Raw genomic sequence first — 17,794 nt, 5'->3', positions numbered from 1 at the left:
ACGAGTGCCGGTAAGCACCGGCACTTTCTTTTGACGTCATCTCTCAGTTTTTGGAGTATTAGCGAGTAGATAGATATCTCGTATCGCAATCTCAAGTCGACTCGCATACCTTAGTTCTCAGCTGCGGCCGTTTTTCCGTCATCGGATTGAGCGGGATAATCCCGCATGAGCCGCGAAAATCGAAGAACCCAACAACTGCCCTGTTGCAAACATCTCCAGTTTAGTTGGCTTATTTGCCGATGCGACGGTGAATTTCTTGAACCAGTGGATCGTCAAGCGACTGCCCGCGAATGCTGAGATAGGTTTTATAAAAGTCCGCGAACCCCTCGCTCTTCATGCCTTCACGCACGCGGCCCTGATAGTAATACACGGCCGGGAAATAGGAATAAGTCGGCACGTTATCCATGAAGAGTTCGATCGCCTCGCCGCGCCGCTTTGCGCACTGATCAAACTCTGAGTCAGCCTCTGTGAATGCTCCTGCTTCAAGATAGGCGCGTCCCAAATCAAACCGGCCAATCCAGGTATCGAGCAGATTGTTTGCGGCCGTGATTTGCTTAACTGCCTCATTCGGATCTTTCCGCTTGAGAGCGATCAGCCCCGCAACGATCTTGCCGTAGGCTTGCGACTCGCTGGTGAGCGCAGACGAGAGGCTGGTCGCAAGCTTCTGCGCTTTAGGCAGATCTCCGGCATCGACATCGATGCTTGCCGCGAGGAACTCAATCTGAGTCGACTGGCTGTTTGCCAGGGCGCTTGCAACTTCTGAGAGCGCTGTAGCATGGTGTCCCTGCAATTCATCCATGTTCGCGAGAGCCGCATATTTCCTTGCTGCGTTGTCAGACATCTTGGCGGCCAGATCGGCAGTGGCTCCCTGTGTCAGGAGGCGTGATGCCTCTTCATACTTCCCTTGGTAAGCCGCAAGATCGGCGAGTCCAGCGTTGGCAGTAGATGCGCCCAGCGGTCCAGATTTTTCGAGCTGGTGGTAAGTGTCAGCAGCTTTTTCGACCTGCCCCTGTCCAAGTTGTGCCTCGGCGAGCGCGAGGTACCCTTGCGCGGCCGACGGACTGATATCCAGGGCCGTGCGCGCTTGTTTTTCACTTGCAGCAAAATCGCCCGCGAAGGCGCTGATAAAAGCAAGATTCAGCCGCGGTCCCACTCCTTTTGGCACAATCTCAACGGCGTGTTGCGCGGCTTCCAGCGCCTTTGGCGCGTTGCGAACTTGCGTATAGCAGCTTGCAAGGTTGTTCTGTCCTACGCGATCAGCGGGGTAGTGAGTGACGAGCTGAGAGTACTCTTGAACGCACTTTTGCCAGTCGCCGGTGGTCAGGTAGTACAAGCCGCGATTGCGATAGCGTTCCCGTTCGGTCATGCGGTCTACGTGTTCCATCGCCAAGTTCATGTATTTCACGGCATCCCCTGGCCGTCCTAAGTTCTGGGCCATTGCCGCCATACCGGTGTACGCTCGCGCAAACTTTGGATCCAACTCTGCAGCCTTCTGGAACGAATCGAACGCCTCCTGAAACTTGCCGGCGAACTGCTCGTCAACACCAAGAGCATCCTGGTGAACTGCCTCGAGGGATGCAGCGGTAAACCCTCCGCTCACCTCACCGAATTGGACAGACGGCGCCGTGGTGTCGCCTAAAGCCTGGCGAAGTGGCGCAGCCACCTTGGGAAGGTCACTCAAGATCTGCTGCTTGTCAGCAACGGTGACCTCGGCTTTTGCGAGCACTTTTCCGCTGACAGCATCCAGCGCGACGGCCGAAATTTCGTATTGATCACCCCGCAAGCTAATGTCGCCCGTGATAACCGCGTTGACACCCTGGTTCACGGCCACCAGTCGGGCAGATTGCTCATCGAGCTTGTCGGAGGGGTTCGGGAGCTTGCCCGCCTGCTTGCGCGCGTCCCCGCGGCTATAGGAGTTGATAAAACTGGCGCCCTCGAGGGCCACACCCAGCATCGGCTCAAGTGTGTTATCCAAAACCGGATCGCCCGTATGATTTGCAAAGTCGCCAACCAGAACCGAGACCGGGGCATGGGCCAACAATCTGGCGGACGGTTGTCTCTCGATGACGTACCAGGCAATTCCGGCTGCAATCGCCAAAATCAAAATACCTGCAATAGCGAGGCGAGGCCACGGAAGCTCTCGAATGCGATTCAGGCGCAACTGCGCGGAGGAAGCGGAGACTTTATTCCCTCCCCCTCTGCCTTGCCAGGCACGGAGATCGGCATCAAGTTCCTCAGCATTTTGATAACGGTTTGCCGGATCCTTCTCGAGACATTTGCTGACGATGTTGCTCAGCTTACCGGGAATGTGCTTGTCCACTTCGGCCAGTGGTACGGCGCGTTGCTGCGTGCGCTTCAGTAGACTTGCGATCGCGCTTTCCGCATAAAATGGCGTAACTCCCGCCAGCAGCTCATACAGAATCAAACCGAAGGTAAAGATGTCCGAGCTGGCCTTCAGTTCCATTCCCTGGGCTTGCTCGGGGGACATATATTCGATCGTCCCAAGCATGGCGCCAGCGCGGGTCATACCATCGCCGGAAAACGTGCGTGCGAGTCCGAAATCCATCACCACCACGCGGCCACTCTTATCGCGCATGATGTTGCCCGGCTTCAAATCGCGATGGATGATTCCTTCGCGGTGAGCGGCGGCCAATCCGCAGGCCACCTGCTCCATGATGCCGACCGCTTCGGTGATCTCAAGCTTTCCCCGCGCGCTCAGTATCTGATTGAGGTTTTCGCCTTCCAGATACTCCATCGTGATGAACTTGATTCCTCCCGCTTCGCCGATATCGAAGATGCGGATCACATTCCTGTCCGTGACCTGGCGGGCAAGGATCAGCTCTTGCTTGAAGCGTTGCAGTATCTCAGGATGATCCGCCATCTCAGGCTTGATCACTTTGAGCGCGACTTCCCGCTCCAGTTCAAGATCTCGAGCCTTGTAAACGGCTCCCATGCCGCCCTCACCAAGCAACTGCAGGAGCTGATAACGGCCGCCGAGCAATTCACCGAGCATGGTTTCGGCGGCACTGGCTTTAGAGTTGGCGATCGTGCCGGGAGATGGAGATCGCGGCGACGGGGAAGGTCGAACGAAATTAACTGGCGGAACTGTGGCGTTCGCGTCCGGCTTCTTGACCTGAAAATCAATGATAGTGGCATCGGCATCCACGAACTGAGCTGCGGGATCGAATCGGGATGTGGTGTCGATGATGGTGGCGTTCGGATCGAATTGCGGCGGGTTCTCTTGACTCGGGATGTTTCCTGGGGAACTCTCACCCGCAAACGGGGTCCCAATACCCGGTGGACCGGGCTGGTTGGGGACAGGTTTCTTATCCGACCGCGTGGAATCACTCATGTTGAGTTTTCAGAAACTGCCCGAGGGACGAGGAAGTCGCAAAAGACAGCTGGACACGAGTTAGAGTCGTGTTGACATCCTTCTGAAATGATATACCTTGCGCCTAACGAAGCTTTGCCGTGCACGCAAGTGAGATGCCCCGTTTGCGCGATCCGGCGATCCACTTTTTCGGGCCGACTTGAATGAAGTGACCGGACTTGAGGGGCCGATTCGTGGCAGTCTCCGCTGATACATTGTTCGCGGAGAGGCGTTTTTCGGGAGGTGCGCTCTTCGACAGAATCAGATCAACGTTCGCACCATGCATCCAGATATTCAGATTCTGCCTCGGGTTGAACGTGGGTGTTTTTAAGTCAACGATCTGTGCATGAGTAACAGGGATCGATGGATGCCTGAATGAGGGGTGCGTCAGCAACTCGCGCACCAAGAACCATCCAACGCACGGCCGGCATGTTGACATACGTCGGGGTGCGCACGTGAACTCGACTCGGTGTGCGTGAGGTTTCTTTCCAACTGACGCTATATACGACTTCGCCGCGAGGGGCTTCAACGCGGCTGACGGCCGTGCTTGTCTCAAACGTCAGTTTTGCTTCGCTGCGAGCGAACTCGCCCGGAGGAAGCTTGGCGATCGCCTGCCGAAGAATGCGGCAGCTTTGAAGAATCTCGTGTGCACGAACCAGAAGCCGAGCTTGTACATCGCCTGCCGTCTCTACTGGGACCTCGAATTCCATCTCTGAATAAGCAGCGTAGGGAGCCGCACGGCGAAGGTCCTGAGGAAGCCCTGAAGCTCGTGCGGTGGGACCTACAACTCCGCAAGACTTCGCTTTCTCGCGAGTAAGAATTCCAATACCTGCACATCGCGACTTTGCAGTGTAACTACTTGTGAACACAGGAACGAGTTCACGGGCGATTTCACCTTCGAGGAGATTGACCATCTTCAGCACCGTATCGGGGTCTACGATATCGCGGTTCACGCCTCCGATGCGGTTCATCGAATAATTCACGCGGTTCCCGGAGATGGTTTGGAGCATGTCCATGACTTTTTCGCGGTATGCGAAACATGCCATGAATAGCGTTTTGAATCCCATGAGTTTGGCGGCAATTCCGGCCCAAAGCACGTGTGAGTGCAGCCGCTCAAGCTCTGCCATGATGACGCGGATATAAAGAGCCCGGGGTGGAGGTTCGAGGCCGGTGAGGTTCTCGAGAGCCTGACATAAGGTGAGCGTGTGAATAAACGAGCAGATGCCACAGACACGCTCCATGAGCGCAATCAACTGAATGTAATTACGCGTTTCCGCCAAGTGTTCGATGCCGCGAAAATTGAATCCTATATGCAGCTTGGCATCACAAATGGTTTCTCCTTCGCAGATCATCTCGAGCTTGTAAGGCTCTTCGAGGCCTGGATGAAACGGGCCCATCGGAAGCTTGTAACTCATTTCGCCACCTCGTGCAGATTCACGCCGGTGTGGTCGTTCTCCCGAAGCAGAAGGGGTTCGTAGACGCGTCCGGTAAATTCAATCGAGAATTCCTCGTGGATTTCTCGTTCGATCCAATCGGCTGCTTCGCAAATGTCATAGATGCTCGGCATTGTGTTGCATGTTGGATAGAAAGGAAAGCCGAGCAGTTTGCCGTTCAAGTCCCACAGATATTCGAGGCAGAAGCCCTGGTTCATGGGAAGTTCAGTTGCGGTAATGGTGATGAATCGCGCCCCCTCTTGCCCGAGCAGAATCACAAGCTCGCGGATGTCCAGATTTCCCGTGGTGAACCATTTGACTCCGCTATTGTCGGTGAAGACATCGTTAACTTTGAGTTCGGCTGCCAGGTCCTCGATGCTATTCATGGGTCTCTCCTGACGGTGCGCTCGCCCCGGAAGGGGCGGGCTGTGATTTAGGCGGTGGAGATTTGCGTTGCAGTGTGAAGCTCGTTCGCAGGGATCTGGCCGATAGGTAGATCGGGGGGCAGTCAGTATCTTGAGTTAAAGCGTGGTCTTTGCACCCATCTACGCAGCGGCCGCAAAAAGTGCATTGTGAGGGGTCGTAGGCCCAGGTGAACTGCTTGCCTGCGGCATTGAATGTGATAGCGCGGGCGGTGCAACGGAAGCGGCACATGGCGCAACCGGTACAGCGAGCGGGATCGAAGCGCACCAAGCCGCGAAAACCGCCCGTCATTGGTGGGGCTTCGGGAAATCGCAAGGTTGCAACGCCGCGTCGAAGATTTTGCCACAGCAATCCAAAAATCTTCATGACCGCAACCTCATGAGTAGTGTCGTCGAGATGGCGAGGACCGCGAAGGCAAGAGTGCATTGCCAATAGAACCGCACAGTTGTATCGATTGCGAGCCTTGCTGTCGCCGCTGCAATGATTGAAATGACCAGGACAAGAAGGAAGCCGAGGAGAAGAACGCCGCCTACGTCGAGCCAAATATGAGCAGATGGGGGAATAGCTAGCGTGGCAACCAGGCCAACACCGGCAATCCACTCGAGACCATGCGAGAGCTGCCACAGTGCAAGCTCAAATCCGGCATATTCAACCATGGGGCCCGAGTAGATTTCTTGCTCGGCGTTAGGAAGCGAAAAGGGATTGACATGCAGTTTGGCAGGCAGGCAGATGAGGATTGCGATCAAGCCCAGATAGCGCCACGGTGTGGTCGGAACGCCTGCGAGCGATTCGAGTCGAAACGAATGCTGCGAAACGGCAATCGAAACAGCAGCCAGGAGAAAGACCAGATTGTAAGAGACAAGCAGCACGGCTTCACGCGCCGAGCCTATCTCAGCGAACAGAGAGCGTGACGAGAAGCCGGCAACGATCATGCAGATCGCAGGAAGCTCCATCAAGGCAAGCAGCAGGATCAAGTCACCCTGAAAGCCGCCATGCGATGGCAGCACGGGAAGCAATCCAACGGCTCCAGCCGACGCTGAAACAGCGATTAAGGGCCACGCCCGCATTAGGATTCCATTCACCCCGGAGCGTGGCGGTGTGGCTTTTCCCAGCAGCTTGATAAAGTCGAAAAATGGCTGTCCAAATGGCGGACCGATGCGCTGTTGCAGTAGAGCGACAGATTTGCGCTCGATCCATAGAACCAGCCATGCCGCAGGAATCGCGAAGAGTAATCCAGGAAACACGAGGATGCGTGCGAGTGCAGTGAGCAGATTCATGGTCGCGCCTGTTCTGGATTCTTGATCGAGGTTGTCGGTGTTTCGGCAAGCGCTGCATTGTCACGGCGCTCAGCCAGGATGTTGGCAGCGGTGGCAATACCGCGAATGATGGCATCAGGTCGCGGCGGACATCCAGGAACAAAAACATCGACAGGGATGTGCTTGTCGAGGGGGCCAACAAGAACGCGGCTATCAATGAATACGTTGGTCGATGCGGGGCACGAGCCGATCGCTACAACCGCCTTCGGGCCGCATACCTGTTCGTAGACGGTGTGAACGGCAGGCGCGGCAGTATGCGTCACTGGACCCGTCACGCATAGGATGTCGGCATGGCGGGGGCTTCCCTGCAACAATACGCCGAGCTGTTCGGCGTCGTAACGTGGAGTGAGCGATGCAATGAGTTCGATGTCGCAACCGTTGCAGCTTCCCGAATTCATATGAAAGATCCATGGGCTGCGACGGCGACAGGCACATAGCAATCGAGTCCAGAGATTCATGGCCGGCCTCCTTGAAAAGCCTGGACGACAATGCTGGGCCAGACACCGGTGCCAAGGATGCATACAAAGAGCAGAAGGATGACAGCCTTCAAAATCATTGACTCGTGGATTAGAGGAGGGAAGTACCGCTCAGTTGTATCAACCGTGGTGATACGTTTGTCATCGTATGACGGGATTCCCCACCATAGTTTTGTGAACGCCATGACATACGCAATAAGAGCCAACATGGACGCAAGTACGAATCCTCCCAACAATCCTGGATGAATGGAAAGAGCTGTTTCATAGAGTTTCCAGCGCCCGGCAAAGCCGAGCATTGGGGGAACCCCAAGCAGCGTGAGCATTCCTATGAGAAACCCAAAAGCGCTGTACGGATAGCGCGTGGCCAATCCTGTATCTCCACGTGCGAGCGCCCCATCGCGTTCCGGGGCAGCGATAGCAATAAAGAGCAAACTTTTTCCGAGGGCATGCGACGCAGCCGAGAGGAGAACGCCTTCCAGTCCGAGTTTGCTGATCGAGGCGACGCCCAGTAGGAGAAATCCAAAGTCTTCAATGCTGGAAAGGACGAGCAGGCGCTTGATGCTCCGTTGCGCAAGCATCAGTGTCCCGGCCACCAGGCTGGTGAGGAGAGCGATTACCAACCAGGGTGCTGCGGGAAAGAGCAATGACGGGTCAACCTCTACACGAAGTGCCAGCTGGCCCAAAGCGGCGATGTCGATCACCGCGAGGATGAAAGCCAACACTATCGCCGGGAGTTCATCTGCTAGCCGAAGCAGCCAGAACAAGAACGGAATTGCGGCAAACTTGATACAAACGCTGGTCAGGAGAAGCGCTCGGCTCCAACCGATTTGTTCCGGTTTTGCAAGCAGTTGCGAAGACTCCATGCAAAGTCCAGAAAGTAACACTACAACCACGTACGTGAGACGTGAAGTGCGAGTGCGCGCTGCTTTCCACACTGGAACAATGCTAAGCAGCGCTGCCGCCTCCAATAGTGCGAAACGTTGCCACTCGACCTGAGCCATGCAACCGGCGACCGCGAAGAACGATGGGACGGCCAATTGCAGGGGAAGGAATTTTTCCTCATTGGTTGTCGCAGCTGCGCAAACCAGGGTGACTGCTGCAATACAGATTGATCCGATGAGGAGAGCCGGCATCGGCGTCGTATCGATGCTTGCATAGACTGGCGAAATCCGGCCCATCCACAGCGCGCTTAGTATCATGGCCGCCGCAAGAACTAGAAGTCCCTGGAACACCCATTGCTCAAGCCAGGCCATCGGGCGCACCAAAGTCTGCGCTACTCTAAGCAATTGCTGAAAGCCATATGCGTAGAGCTTGTCTACGTTTGACCAGCGGAAAAAAGATCGCCAGTTCTGTTCGAAGATGTGAGAGAAGTCGGCGGCAGATAGCCTGTCGTGCTCCCATAGCGGTTCGCCTCCCGTGAACACATCGCTGGGACCTCCGAGGAGAATGCCCGCGGAACCAGCGACTGTTGTGACACGAGGACGGCTCGAAATGCGTGCTACCGCGAAGATGGCCGTGCCCAATGTGAATGAAACAATGGCGAGTACTAATCCACCTGTTGTGGAGAAGGCTCCTACGCCGCCGAACATACCAAGCCATGTGACACGCAATGTCGTATCCATGCCGAGGGCGCTGAACATAGGATGAAAAAACAACACATAGGCGATTTGAGGTGCCACACCGAAAACGATGCTTCCGAATGCCATCAATCCCATGGCCCACTGCATGACAGGCGAGACTTCGTGCGCATCCTGTGCGGCTTCAGACGGCGGCCCGAGAAATACGGCGCTTGTGGCTTTCGCGCACATGAACACCGTTCCAAGGCTAGCGATCCAGGCAATGACAGCGGGAATCGCCCATCCAGCCTGGATGGCAGCTGCATACAGCATCCACTTGCTGACAAAGCCGCTCATCAGCGGGATGCCAGCCATGTTGCCAACGCCGATCAGCCAGCAGAGCAGGGTGCGCGGCATGCGCGATGCCAGTCCACCCAAGAGGTTCATGTCCCGTGTTCCCGCCGCATGCTGCACCGCGCCTGCGTTCAGAAACAAGCCGCCCTTGAAGAATCCGTGATTGAGACAGTGCAGAAGCCCCGCCATGATTCCAAGCGGAGTACCGATGGCGATTCCGAGCAACATGTAGCCGATCTGGCTCACCGTGGAAAAGGCCAGCATTCGCTTCAAATCGCTCTGCACGAGAGCGTACATGACGCCGACAATCATGGTGACGGAGGCGATTGAAACCAGTATCAAGTTCCATGAAGGCAGCCATGTCGCAAAGCTGTGCATGCGCGCGGCAAGATAGACGCCGGCAGTCACATAGCAAGCTGCGTGGAGCAGTGAACTCACCGGCGTTGGCGCTGCCATTGCATCGGGGATCCATGTGTGCAAAGGAACCTGTACCGACTTAGCGAGTAGTGCAGCTAGCATCAGGAGGAAGATTCCCGTCGAGAAATTGCGGCCGATTCTGGGGTCAGTCCACATGGCTGTGCCCGTACGGTGATAGAGAACGAGTATGGCAATGAGCAATCCATAGCCTGCCAGGTGAGTCATCAGCAGAACTTTGCGCGCACCCGACACCGCCTCAGGCTGCTGGTACCAGAAGCCGACGAGACTAAAGGAACACAGGCCGATGACCTCCCAGCACAGGTAAAGGCAGAAGAGATTGGCGCAATATACGAGCGCAACAAAACCACCGATGAACACGAGCATCGTTGCATAGAAACGAGTAACTGCCGGGTCCCGGCGCATATAGGCGATCGAATAGACAAGAACGATCGCGCCAAGACAGGTTCCCATGAATGCAAACAGGATGCTGAGAGAATCAATATGAAATGCGAGAACGAGGGGCCCATCCCACGAGAATAGGTTGATGTCGATTGCATCGCCCGACTGGATGCGAGGAAGAAGGCTGATAACGCTGAACAGTGCGGGAAGGCACGTCGCAGCAGCCACAATGCCTTTGACACGGGCAGAACAGATGCGCGCAATCGTGAGTTGCAACAAGGCTCCGAAGAGAAGTACGCACGGTGCGAGCAGAAGATAAACCGGATCATTCAGCTTCGGCATGTGCACCTCCCATGTTGATGGGATGGCGCCCGATATAAGACCTCCCGCGTCACAGCGGTGGCTAGCGCCGCGAGACTGCGAATACGAGCGATCCTGGGCAGCGCCGAGCTACGACATTCTGCCGTTGAGGCGTGGGCAGTTCAATTTCTCATCACACGATCGGTTTTCAACTACTGCTTCGCGCCGCGGCAGCAAGCCGAGCACGGCATGGTGTTAGCACATCGCGGCAAACACTGCTTGTGACAAACATCACGACAGATTTCTGGCTGATTCTCCCGGCCGTCACCCGTCCCCGCGTGACGTCTGAAAATATCGCTGAATTATTTCGACGCTGGTGCGCGTGAGTTTGGAGTATGCTGATTGGCCAGATTCGCACTCTTCAAGCGAGGGGGTAATGAAATGGAAGGTATCTGGTATGCACACTTCACATCAGGACAGCTGAATGGGGACGGTGTCGCGGTGTTACGTGACGGGATAATCGAAGGTGGCGACCCGGCGCACACCTATTCCGGTTCTTATCAGGAAGAAGGTTCTAATCTCTACGCAAATGTTCGTGTCAGTCCTTATGCAGGATCATCACAACCCGCTGATCTCACGCATCCAATCACATTCTTTCTAAAGGGATCAGTGACGGGTAATTATGCCCGAGTCGCAGGACATCCCGACAACAGACCAGAAGCTCTCGTCTCCGTGGAACTTCGCAAAGGTCTGTGAGCGATATCTGTAGTTTGATCACAGAGGAGCCTCTCTTTGATTCAACTCCTCGACGTTTTTTAGCTCGACAATTCGCACATGTCGCTCCTTGTTCTCGAATGCAAAAACTGCATTACGGAAAGATTTTGCTCAGAACTTGATCACAGCTCTGTGTGATCGAAGGCACATCCAACGGTTAGTGCGTGGTATCAGAGTTCCGGCGGACGATTCTCGGGAGTTCCGGTGCAGGAGTTTAGAACGCGTAGCGCGTGCCCGTTGGAATGTGCTCTGCCTTGTCCACGCTCTTCCTTCTTCGCTCCATCCGAGTATTGGCGGAAATTGAGTAGAAAGCAAGGGGCCTGGTTCGGGCGAGGAGGATCGAATGCCGGATGTCATTGCTCAGGCATTAACCGCGAGCGAGAAACTGCTGATTGACCAGGCGATCGCTGAACATGGAGATGGAGCTGGAGCATTATTGGGAATTCTCGAAGATGTGCAGGCGGCAAATCCTCACAAGTTTCTGTCGCTGGAGACTCTCCGACATGTTGCCGCCAAAACTGGAATTCCCCCTGCTAACGTCTACAGCGTCGCCACATTCTATGCGCTCTTCAATCTCGATCCGCAGGGCGATAACGTGGTTTGCGTATGCCGAGGCACCGCGTGTCACACCCGAGGCTCGCGAGATCTGCTTGCCAAGTTGTGTCTCGACCTAGGCCTGTTTCAGGGAAACAGCGATGATTCCAGCGACGCAGACAAGTTGTCGGTGACGACAAAGGACCGGCACTTCACAGTTAGAACCGTCGCGTGTTTTGGACAGTGTGCTTTGGCGCCCGTTGTTGAAGTCAATCACCACATTTTAAGTCACGTAAATGAGCGCACACTGCAGCGTGAGATCAACGCGTTGAGTTTGAGGAAAAAATGAAATCGCGCATCGAGGATATCGGGAGCTTTAACGCTATACGCGAATCCGGGGTTGGTAAGCTCATGTCCGCCATTCCGCGAATCACGGTGGGAATGGGCACATGCGGGCGCGGTAACGGAGCCGAAGAGGTATTTCACGCTCTCAACGATGCCATCGAGCGAAGCGGTCTGGATGTTCAACTTGCGGGCGTGGGCTGTTTCGGCGCCTGCTTCCAGGAGCCGCTTGTGGGTGTTCGCGTTCCCGGCGGTCCGCTCGTAATTTTAAACCGTGTACGGCCCAATGATGCCGCCCGAATTCTCGAAGCCCTTTCGTCCAGGGTGATGCCTCCCGATCTTATCTTTTGCAAACTGGAAGAGTGGGATCATATCACCGCGCAGTTCAGATTCGGCCAGGGCTATCCCGAGATACCTTTGTGGAATTCGATCCCGTTCTTCAAAGGTCAGAAGAAGATTGTGTTGAGGAATGCGGGGTTGATCAATCCGGAAGATATTGAGGAATATATCGCAGTAGGCGGGTACCAGTCGCTTTACAAGGTTCTTATCGATGGGCGCCCGGAATCGATAGTTGAGCTTATCAAGGCATCGCGGTTGCGTGGACGCGGCGGCGCCGGATTTCTGACAGGAAACAAGTGGGACTTCCTTGCCAAGGCGAAGGCCGATGAGAAGTACGTCATCTGCAATGCGGACGAGGGAGATCCGGGCGCGTACATGAATCGCAACGAAATCGAAAGTGATCCTCATTCGGTTTTGGAGGGCATGATCGTCGGAGCGTACGCCACGAGTGCAACGAAAGGCATTGTTTATATCCGTGCGGAATACCCGCTGGCGGTACGCCGTCTGAGTCGTGCAATTGAGCAGGCGCGCGAATACGGGCTGCTTGGAACGAACATTCTCAATCGCGGATTTGACTTCAACATCGAACTGGTGCAGGGTGCGGGTGCGTTTGTTTGCGGAGAGGAGACTGCCTTGATTGCGTCGCTGGAAGGTTGTGCCGGCAGGCCGCGGCCCCGCCCACCCTTTCCAGCGCAGAAGGGGTTGTGGGGCATGCCCACCGACATCAACAATGTCGAAACCTGGTGCAATATTCCAGCAATCGTAAGTCGCGGCCCCGGCTGGTTCGCCGAAACGGGCAGTCAGAAAAGTCCGGGGACGAAAGTCTTCTCTCTCGTGGGAAAAGTGCAGAACACCGGACTCGTAGAAATGCCGCTTGGTACACCCTTAAGAACGTTCATCTACGACATCGGTGAGGGCGCCGCCAACGGGCGTCGCGTACTCGCAGTCCAGACAGGAGGTCCGTCGGGGGGATGCATACCTGCTGAAATGTTCGACACACCGGTCGATTACGAGAGCCTTGCGCAAATCGGTTCAATCATGGGTTCGGGTGGCATGGTGGTTATGGATGAAGACAACTGCATGGTGGATGTCGCACGCTACTTCATCGAATTCACACACTCCGAATCATGCGGGAAGTGCGTGCCGTGCAGAGTAGGGCTCGACAAGGCACTGCGGATCCTAAACGCAATCACAGAAGGCAGAGGCTCCAGGGAACATCTGGAGACTTTGGATGAGTTGGCACGGATGATTCGTGCTTGTTCTCTTTGTGGCCTGGGGCAGTCGGCTCCGAACCCAGTCTTGACGACTCTGAGGCATTTTCGCGACGAATATCAGGACCATATCCTGGGAAGACGATGCAGGGCTGGAGTCTGCCAGGAACTTGCAGTGTCTCCATGCGAAAACAGCTGTCCTCTTCGAATGAACATCCCGCGCTTTCTTGAACTCTTCCAGGAAGGCCGCCTTGAGGACGCATTCGAATCCGTGGTGATGGACAACCCGCTTCCGGCTTCTACGGGTCGCGTTTGCCAGCATCCATGCGATAACCGATGCCGGCGGCAGTCATTTGACGAAGTTGTAAACATGCGTGAGGTGCATCGCTACATTGCAGACTCAGTGTATTCGTCGGAATTGTTCGAGCCGATGGTGAAGCGCATCTTGACACACAAGCTGACGTCTACGGGGCGCAAGATTGCAGTTGCAGGTGCGGGGCCAACTGGTCTGACGGCAGCTTTCTACCTATCCATGCTGGGACATGAAGTAACGATCTTCGAAGAGCGTAGCGAGGCAGGGGGGATGCTTCGGTTCGCAATCCCGGAATATCGTCTGCCAAAATTGGTGCTTCATCGTGAACTCGAATTGATCGAGCGTGTCGGCGTGAAAATGATCTTCGACACGAAAGTTGGAGCCAAACTTTCGCTGAACGATCTGGCGAGCCAATTTGACGCGACATTCCTATCTATTGGTACGTGGAAAGAGTCGTGGCTCTATCTGCCCGGCACGGAGTTGACGGGGGTCTATCCCGCGCTGCCATTCCTTGAATCGATGGCGAAGAACGAGTCCGTTCCCCTTGGTGCGCGCGTAGTTATCATCGGCGGTGGCAATGCGGCGATTGATTCAGCTCGAACTGCCAAGCGAGCAGGCGCCGAGGTTACGATTCTCTACCGACGTGAACGCAGGGATATGCCTGCAATCGATGAAGAGATCCATGCAGCCGAGGAGGAAGGCGTGCGGCTAGTGTTTCTCGCGGCACCCCACCGCATTCTCGGCGACGCAAAGGGTCACGTGAAAGCGATTGAAATTGTGAAGACCCGGCTAGGCGCCTATGACAACTCGGGACGCCGCCGCCCGATCCCTACAGATGAAGTAAAACGCTTTGAGTGCGAATCCGTGATCCTTGCCGTCGGCGAAACTTTTGACCTTGATTTCTGCCGCGCCTCGGGATTGGAACTGAAGGAACAAGGAACGATCAAAGTAGACCGATTCACGCTGGAAACGAGCCGAGCCAGCTTCTACGCCGGGGGAGATGTGATTACGGGTGCTTCCAATGTATCGAACGCCATGAGCGGTGGTAAGCAAGCGGCGCGCAAGATCGATGAGCGCTTGATGGGCGGCTCGCGCTGGGAACAAATCTTCCCTCAGCTTGAATATGGACGCAGTACCCCCGGCGACCCCAGCCTGAGCAAGCGCCACGTGGGGGTAAATGTACCGGTCGCGGTTCGCGAGCGAACGCAGGACGAAGTAGTGTGCACGCTAAGTTCCGCAGAAGCACTTGAGGAAAGCCGCCGCTGTCTTCGTTGCGATTTGCGTGCCGTCGTTGCGGAGAAGTGAGCTATAGAAGGAGAATCCTTGACGACCGTCTCTTTGAGAATCGATGGCGAGTTGATAACAGTTCCCGAAGGTCAAATGCTTCTTGAGGCTGCTCGCGAACATGGAAAGAATATCCCGACGCTTTGCTATCTCAAGGGCTTGAGCGCCACGGGTGCGTGCCGTGTATGCATGGTGGAGCTTGCAGGGACGGACAGGCTGCTGCCAGCATGCACTACTCCTGTTCAGGATGGCATGTCAATCAGAACAACATCGCCGAGACTCGAAGAGTATCGCAGGATGGCGATCGAACTGCTTCTAGTCGAGCGTAACCACATCTGCTCAGTGTGCGTATCTAACGGTCGCTGCGAACTCCAGGCGCTCGCTCAGTCGCTCGAAATCACACACGTTCGATACCCGTACAACAATCCACGTCTTCGTGTTGACATGAGTCATCCGCGATACGTGGTTGATCACAACCGTTGCATTCTTTGCACGCGTTGCGTGCGTGTCTGTGCGGAGTTGGAAGGTGCTCATGTTTGGGAAGTATCTGCGCGCGGCATCTCTTCGCGACTGGTGAGCGATATGGCCGACAATTGGGGCAATGCCAGAAATTGCACAGGCTGTGGCAAATGTATCCAGGCATGCCCTACGGGAGCCTTAGTTGAGAAAGGTCTAGCTCCGATTCATTTAGAAAAGGACAGCGAAATGATTGCGCGCATCTCGGCGAGTAGAACTACTATGCGTCATGCTTGAGACGAGGTCTATAGATTCAAGGATACGCCGACGAATATTTGCGGACATATCAGTGCCGAGTCCATTACAAGTCGGTTGATCGCTACTCTTCGATGAATTGATTACAAGTCGATGGTGGACATGCAAAGAGGCCAATTCACACGCCTCTAATACTCGATGCCGGTAAACGTGTTTGCCGTTTTCAAAAGAGTTTGCTGAGGTGCACGAGAGACAACGTCCATAAGTTCTCATGCCATTTTTGGTTAGACAAGGTCAAGCCGGCATGCGTTACATGCACGGTTGTGCGCCCGAAATTACCTATCAATCGAATCTTCACAAAGCTTGGTGTCGCTTCGTCAAGCGCAGAGTGTTGCCAGGAAAACATCAGCTTGCTCCTTCGGCAAACGTGATATGAACAGAGAATTGCGAATTGCTGATGCTGTGTGCAGTAGCGAATCGAAAGAGAGTTCTCATGAGCGAATGCTCTGGTGTGGCCCGCAATCGCACCGGGGACCGAAAACCATGCTTCGATGTACTCGGCGACTGTAAGCGCGTGATAGATTCTACTTCGATCTGCATTCACATTTGTCATTGCAGTGATGCTGAGAGGGCGGTCAGTTAACGGATGACGCTTCAACTCACAGATGGTCGATACAGGATGTCCGGCGAGTATATTTGTGCTCATGGGAAGGACCTCAAAGCAGTTAGTGCAGGTTTGCTGCCGCAAGTTCTCCCCTAGCGAGTATTTGTGACGAGAAGACAGCAGGCGGGATGATGGTTGCAGAGCCTTGTGCAGCCGCAGCAAACGTGGTCTGAACTTGGCAGAGAAACCAGCCACCTTATCATCGATCTTATGTATTTATGGAGCATTTAATACAGTTTCGTGGATTCGCGGCGAATGGCAACAAAAAAGGACCAATCGCTTCATCGTTCTAATGAATAGACCGAAGGTCTCTATGCCTGTCGCGTTCAACGTCTCGTCGGATTCAATCTTTGGTAGTTAGCGAGAATTTCGTGAGCCTTGAAATGCGCGATCGATTGCTATAACTCGTTGGAATCTTCTCCTGTCCAATCTTTGGATGAGTCAATACCTCATCGTCCGAGAGAATTGTACGGATCATCACCTACCGAATTTAGCCGCAGGTTTCATGACATCATTCGAATACCGGAGTGGAAGCTCGACGTCAACCCTAACGTGCCTTGGGTCTACTTCAGCAATCTCGAAGTGCGAGTCTTCTCCGTAATGAAGCTTAAGACGGTTCTTAATGTTGCGCAGGCCTACTCCGTGGCCGTTTTCTGCGTAAGACGCGGGATTCATTCCAATACCGCTATTCACGACGGTAATCCGAATCTGCTTGCCATGCCGGTGAACTTCGAGCATGAGTGTGCCGGTCGCTTCTATCCTGGACAGACCATGCACGTAAGCGTTCTCGACAATTGGTTGCAGAAGCATGCTTGGAATCAATGAATCATAGAGCTGCGGATCCACATGAACAGACTGTTTCACGCGCCCTGAATATCTATGTCCTTGCATTGCGAGATATAGTTCCACGAACTCAAGTTCTTCTCGCAGGGTAATAAGCTGGGAATCTCCGCGCTCCAACGACATTCGCAAGAGACAGCTCAGCTGTTCCAGCATGTTGTCAGCAGCCTCAATGTCGCTGCGCATGAGACTTGAAATACCATTCATTGTGTTGAAAAGAAAATGTGGGTTCAACTGCATTCGCAAAGCCGCAAGCTGCGCATTGGCAAGCTGAACCTCTAGTTCTGCTTTGGTTGTCTCGTGTTCGCGAAAGCGCTGATAATATCCAACGCCGCGAAATAGGAAGAATGCGCACCAGAAGATGAGCATGTTGTCGAGGAGCTCAGCATAGACATAGGTCGACAATCTGTGCCAATAGGATGTCTCGGGATGATTGAGCGGAAGCTCGCGAAAGATGAAAACGAAGAGCATTTGCTGTGCAAGGCTGATCACGACACTTAGGGGAAGAAAGACACTGATGATCCTAAGAGTTGAAGCATTCTGAATCTGTGAACCGAAAAAGTGCCAAAGCAGCCAGCAAAGAGTGCCCCACACTAGGAACTGATATCCCCAAGATTCGAAGAAGATCAGCGAAGGCAGGTGGTAGCCCATGTGGTGAATGCTTAGCCATTCCTGGAATGCGAATAAAAGGCCGACCAGCACGGAAGTGCTGATGAATATGGCCGGCTTCATGAACGC

At 54.6% G+C, this 17,794-nt stretch carries 11 protein-coding genes; 3 read left to right on the top strand and 8 right to left on the bottom strand.

The window, feature by feature from the left end:
* Positions 1-229: 229 nt before the first annotated feature.
* The 6 genes from P8935_RS24345 to P8935_RS24320 form a co-directional block, all read right to left on the bottom strand.
* Positions 230-3,352, bottom strand: a complete 3,123-nt coding sequence (locus P8935_RS24345; RefSeq protein ID WP_348262907.1) for a protein kinase — start codon at positions 3,350-3,352, stop codon at positions 230-232.
* A 350-nt stretch (positions 3,353-3,702) separates the two neighbouring features.
* Positions 3,703-4,785, bottom strand: a complete 1,083-nt coding sequence (locus tag P8935_RS24340; RefSeq protein WP_348262906.1) for a nickel-dependent hydrogenase large subunit — start codon at positions 4,783-4,785, stop codon at positions 3,703-3,705.
* Positions 4,782-5,189: an NADH-quinone oxidoreductase subunit C gene (locus tag P8935_RS24335; protein ID WP_348262905.1), complete on the bottom strand. Its 408-nt coding sequence runs from the start codon at positions 5,187-5,189 to the stop codon at positions 4,782-4,784. Before P8935_RS24335 ends, P8935_RS24340 begins: the two co-directional genes overlap by 4 nt.
* 399 nt (positions 5,190-5,588) lie before the next feature.
* Positions 5,589-6,503: a complex I subunit 1 family protein gene (locus tag P8935_RS24330; protein WP_348262904.1), complete on the bottom strand. Its 915-nt coding sequence runs from the start codon at positions 6,501-6,503 to the stop codon at positions 5,589-5,591.
* Entirely contained in the window at positions 6,500-7,000 is a 501-nt protein-coding gene (gene nuoB / locus P8935_RS24325; protein WP_348262903.1) for an NADH-quinone oxidoreductase subunit NuoB, read from the bottom strand. The genes P8935_RS24330 and nuoB overlap by 4 nt, the downstream gene beginning before the upstream one ends.
* Positions 6,997-10,086, bottom strand: coding sequence for a proton-conducting transporter membrane subunit (locus P8935_RS24320; RefSeq protein ID WP_348262902.1), 3,090 nt, complete (start codon positions 10,084-10,086; stop codon positions 6,997-6,999). Before P8935_RS24320 ends, nuoB begins: the two co-directional genes overlap by 4 nt.
* Positions 10,087-10,485: 399 nt before the next feature.
* Here P8935_RS24320 and P8935_RS24315 point away from each other — a divergent pair, with 399 nt between their 5' ends.
* The 3 genes from P8935_RS24315 to P8935_RS24305 all read left to right on the top strand — a co-directional run bounded on the left by P8935_RS24315 (position 10,486) and on the right by P8935_RS24305 (position 14,862).
* The gene (locus tag P8935_RS24315; RefSeq protein WP_348262901.1) at positions 10,486-10,800 is read left to right on the top strand and encodes a GrlR family regulatory protein; all 315 of its coding nucleotides are present in this window, start codon (positions 10,486-10,488) and stop codon (positions 10,798-10,800) included.
* 361 nt (positions 10,801-11,161) lie between these two features.
* Complete coding sequence (locus tag P8935_RS24310) at positions 11,162-11,701, top strand: NAD(P)H-dependent oxidoreductase subunit E (RefSeq protein ID WP_348262900.1); 540 nt, start codon at positions 11,162-11,164, stop codon at positions 11,699-11,701.
* Positions 11,698-14,862: an NADH-ubiquinone oxidoreductase-F iron-sulfur binding region domain-containing protein gene (locus P8935_RS24305; protein WP_348262899.1), complete on the top strand. Its 3,165-nt coding sequence runs from the start codon at positions 11,698-11,700 to the stop codon at positions 14,860-14,862. Before P8935_RS24310 ends, P8935_RS24305 begins: the two co-directional genes overlap by 4 nt.
* 913 nt (positions 14,863-15,775) lie before the next feature.
* Here P8935_RS24305 and P8935_RS24300 read toward each other — a convergent pair.
* Together P8935_RS24300 and P8935_RS24295 are read right to left on the bottom strand one after the other, a co-directional pair.
* Positions 15,776-16,258 carry an SRPBCC domain-containing protein gene (locus P8935_RS24300; protein ID WP_348262898.1) on the bottom strand — a complete coding sequence of 161 codons (483 nt, stop codon included), beginning with the start codon at positions 16,256-16,258 and terminating at the stop codon, positions 15,776-15,778.
* Positions 16,259-16,693: 435 nt separating this feature from the next.
* Positions 16,694-17,788 (bottom strand): histidine kinase, encoded by a 1,095-nt coding sequence (locus P8935_RS24295; RefSeq protein ID WP_348262897.1) that lies wholly within the window; start codon positions 17,786-17,788, stop codon positions 16,694-16,696.
* Between the last annotated feature and the right edge of the window lie 6 nt (positions 17,789-17,794).

Source organism: Telmatobacter sp. DSM 110680 (assembly GCF_039994875.1).
Lineage (GTDB): Bacteria > Acidobacteriota > Terriglobia > Terriglobales > Acidobacteriaceae > Telmatobacter.
Note: the sequence above shows the minus strand (reverse complement) of the source record. Positions and strands in the feature narration are given on the sequence as shown.

Excerpts from the sequence above, each read along its gene's own strand:
- P8935_RS24295 (WP_348262897.1), bottom strand. The coding sequence starts at position 17,788 with ATGAAGCCGGCCATATTCATCAGCACTTCCGTGCTGGTCGGCCTTTTA.
- P8935_RS24345 (WP_348262907.1), bottom strand. The coding sequence starts at position 3,352 with ATGAGTGATTCCACGCGGTCGGATAAGAAACCTGTCCCCAACCAGCCC.
- P8935_RS24300 (WP_348262898.1), bottom strand. The coding sequence starts at position 16,258 with ATGAGCACAAATATACTCGCCGGACATCCTGTATCGACCATCTGTGAG.
- P8935_RS24330 (WP_348262904.1), bottom strand. The coding sequence starts at position 6,503 with ATGAATCTGCTCACTGCACTCGCACGCATCCTCGTGTTTCCTGGATTA.
- P8935_RS24305 (WP_348262899.1), top strand. The coding sequence starts at position 11,698 with ATGAAATCGCGCATCGAGGATATCGGGAGCTTTAACGCTATACGCGAA.
- P8935_RS24335 (WP_348262905.1), bottom strand. The coding sequence starts at position 5,189 with ATGAATAGCATCGAGGACCTGGCAGCCGAACTCAAAGTTAACGATGTC.
- P8935_RS24315 (WP_348262901.1), top strand. The coding sequence starts at position 10,486 with ATGGAAGGTATCTGGTATGCACACTTCACATCAGGACAGCTGAATGGG.
- nuoB (WP_348262903.1), bottom strand. The coding sequence starts at position 7,000 with ATGAATCTCTGGACTCGATTGCTATGTGCCTGTCGCCGTCGCAGCCCA.
- P8935_RS24310 (WP_348262900.1), top strand. The coding sequence starts at position 11,162 with ATGCCGGATGTCATTGCTCAGGCATTAACCGCGAGCGAGAAACTGCTG.
- P8935_RS24320 (WP_348262902.1), bottom strand. The coding sequence starts at position 10,086 with ATGCCGAAGCTGAATGATCCGGTTTATCTTCTGCTCGCACCGTGCGTA.
- P8935_RS24340 (WP_348262906.1), bottom strand. The coding sequence starts at position 4,785 with ATGAGTTACAAGCTTCCGATGGGCCCGTTTCATCCAGGCCTCGAAGAG.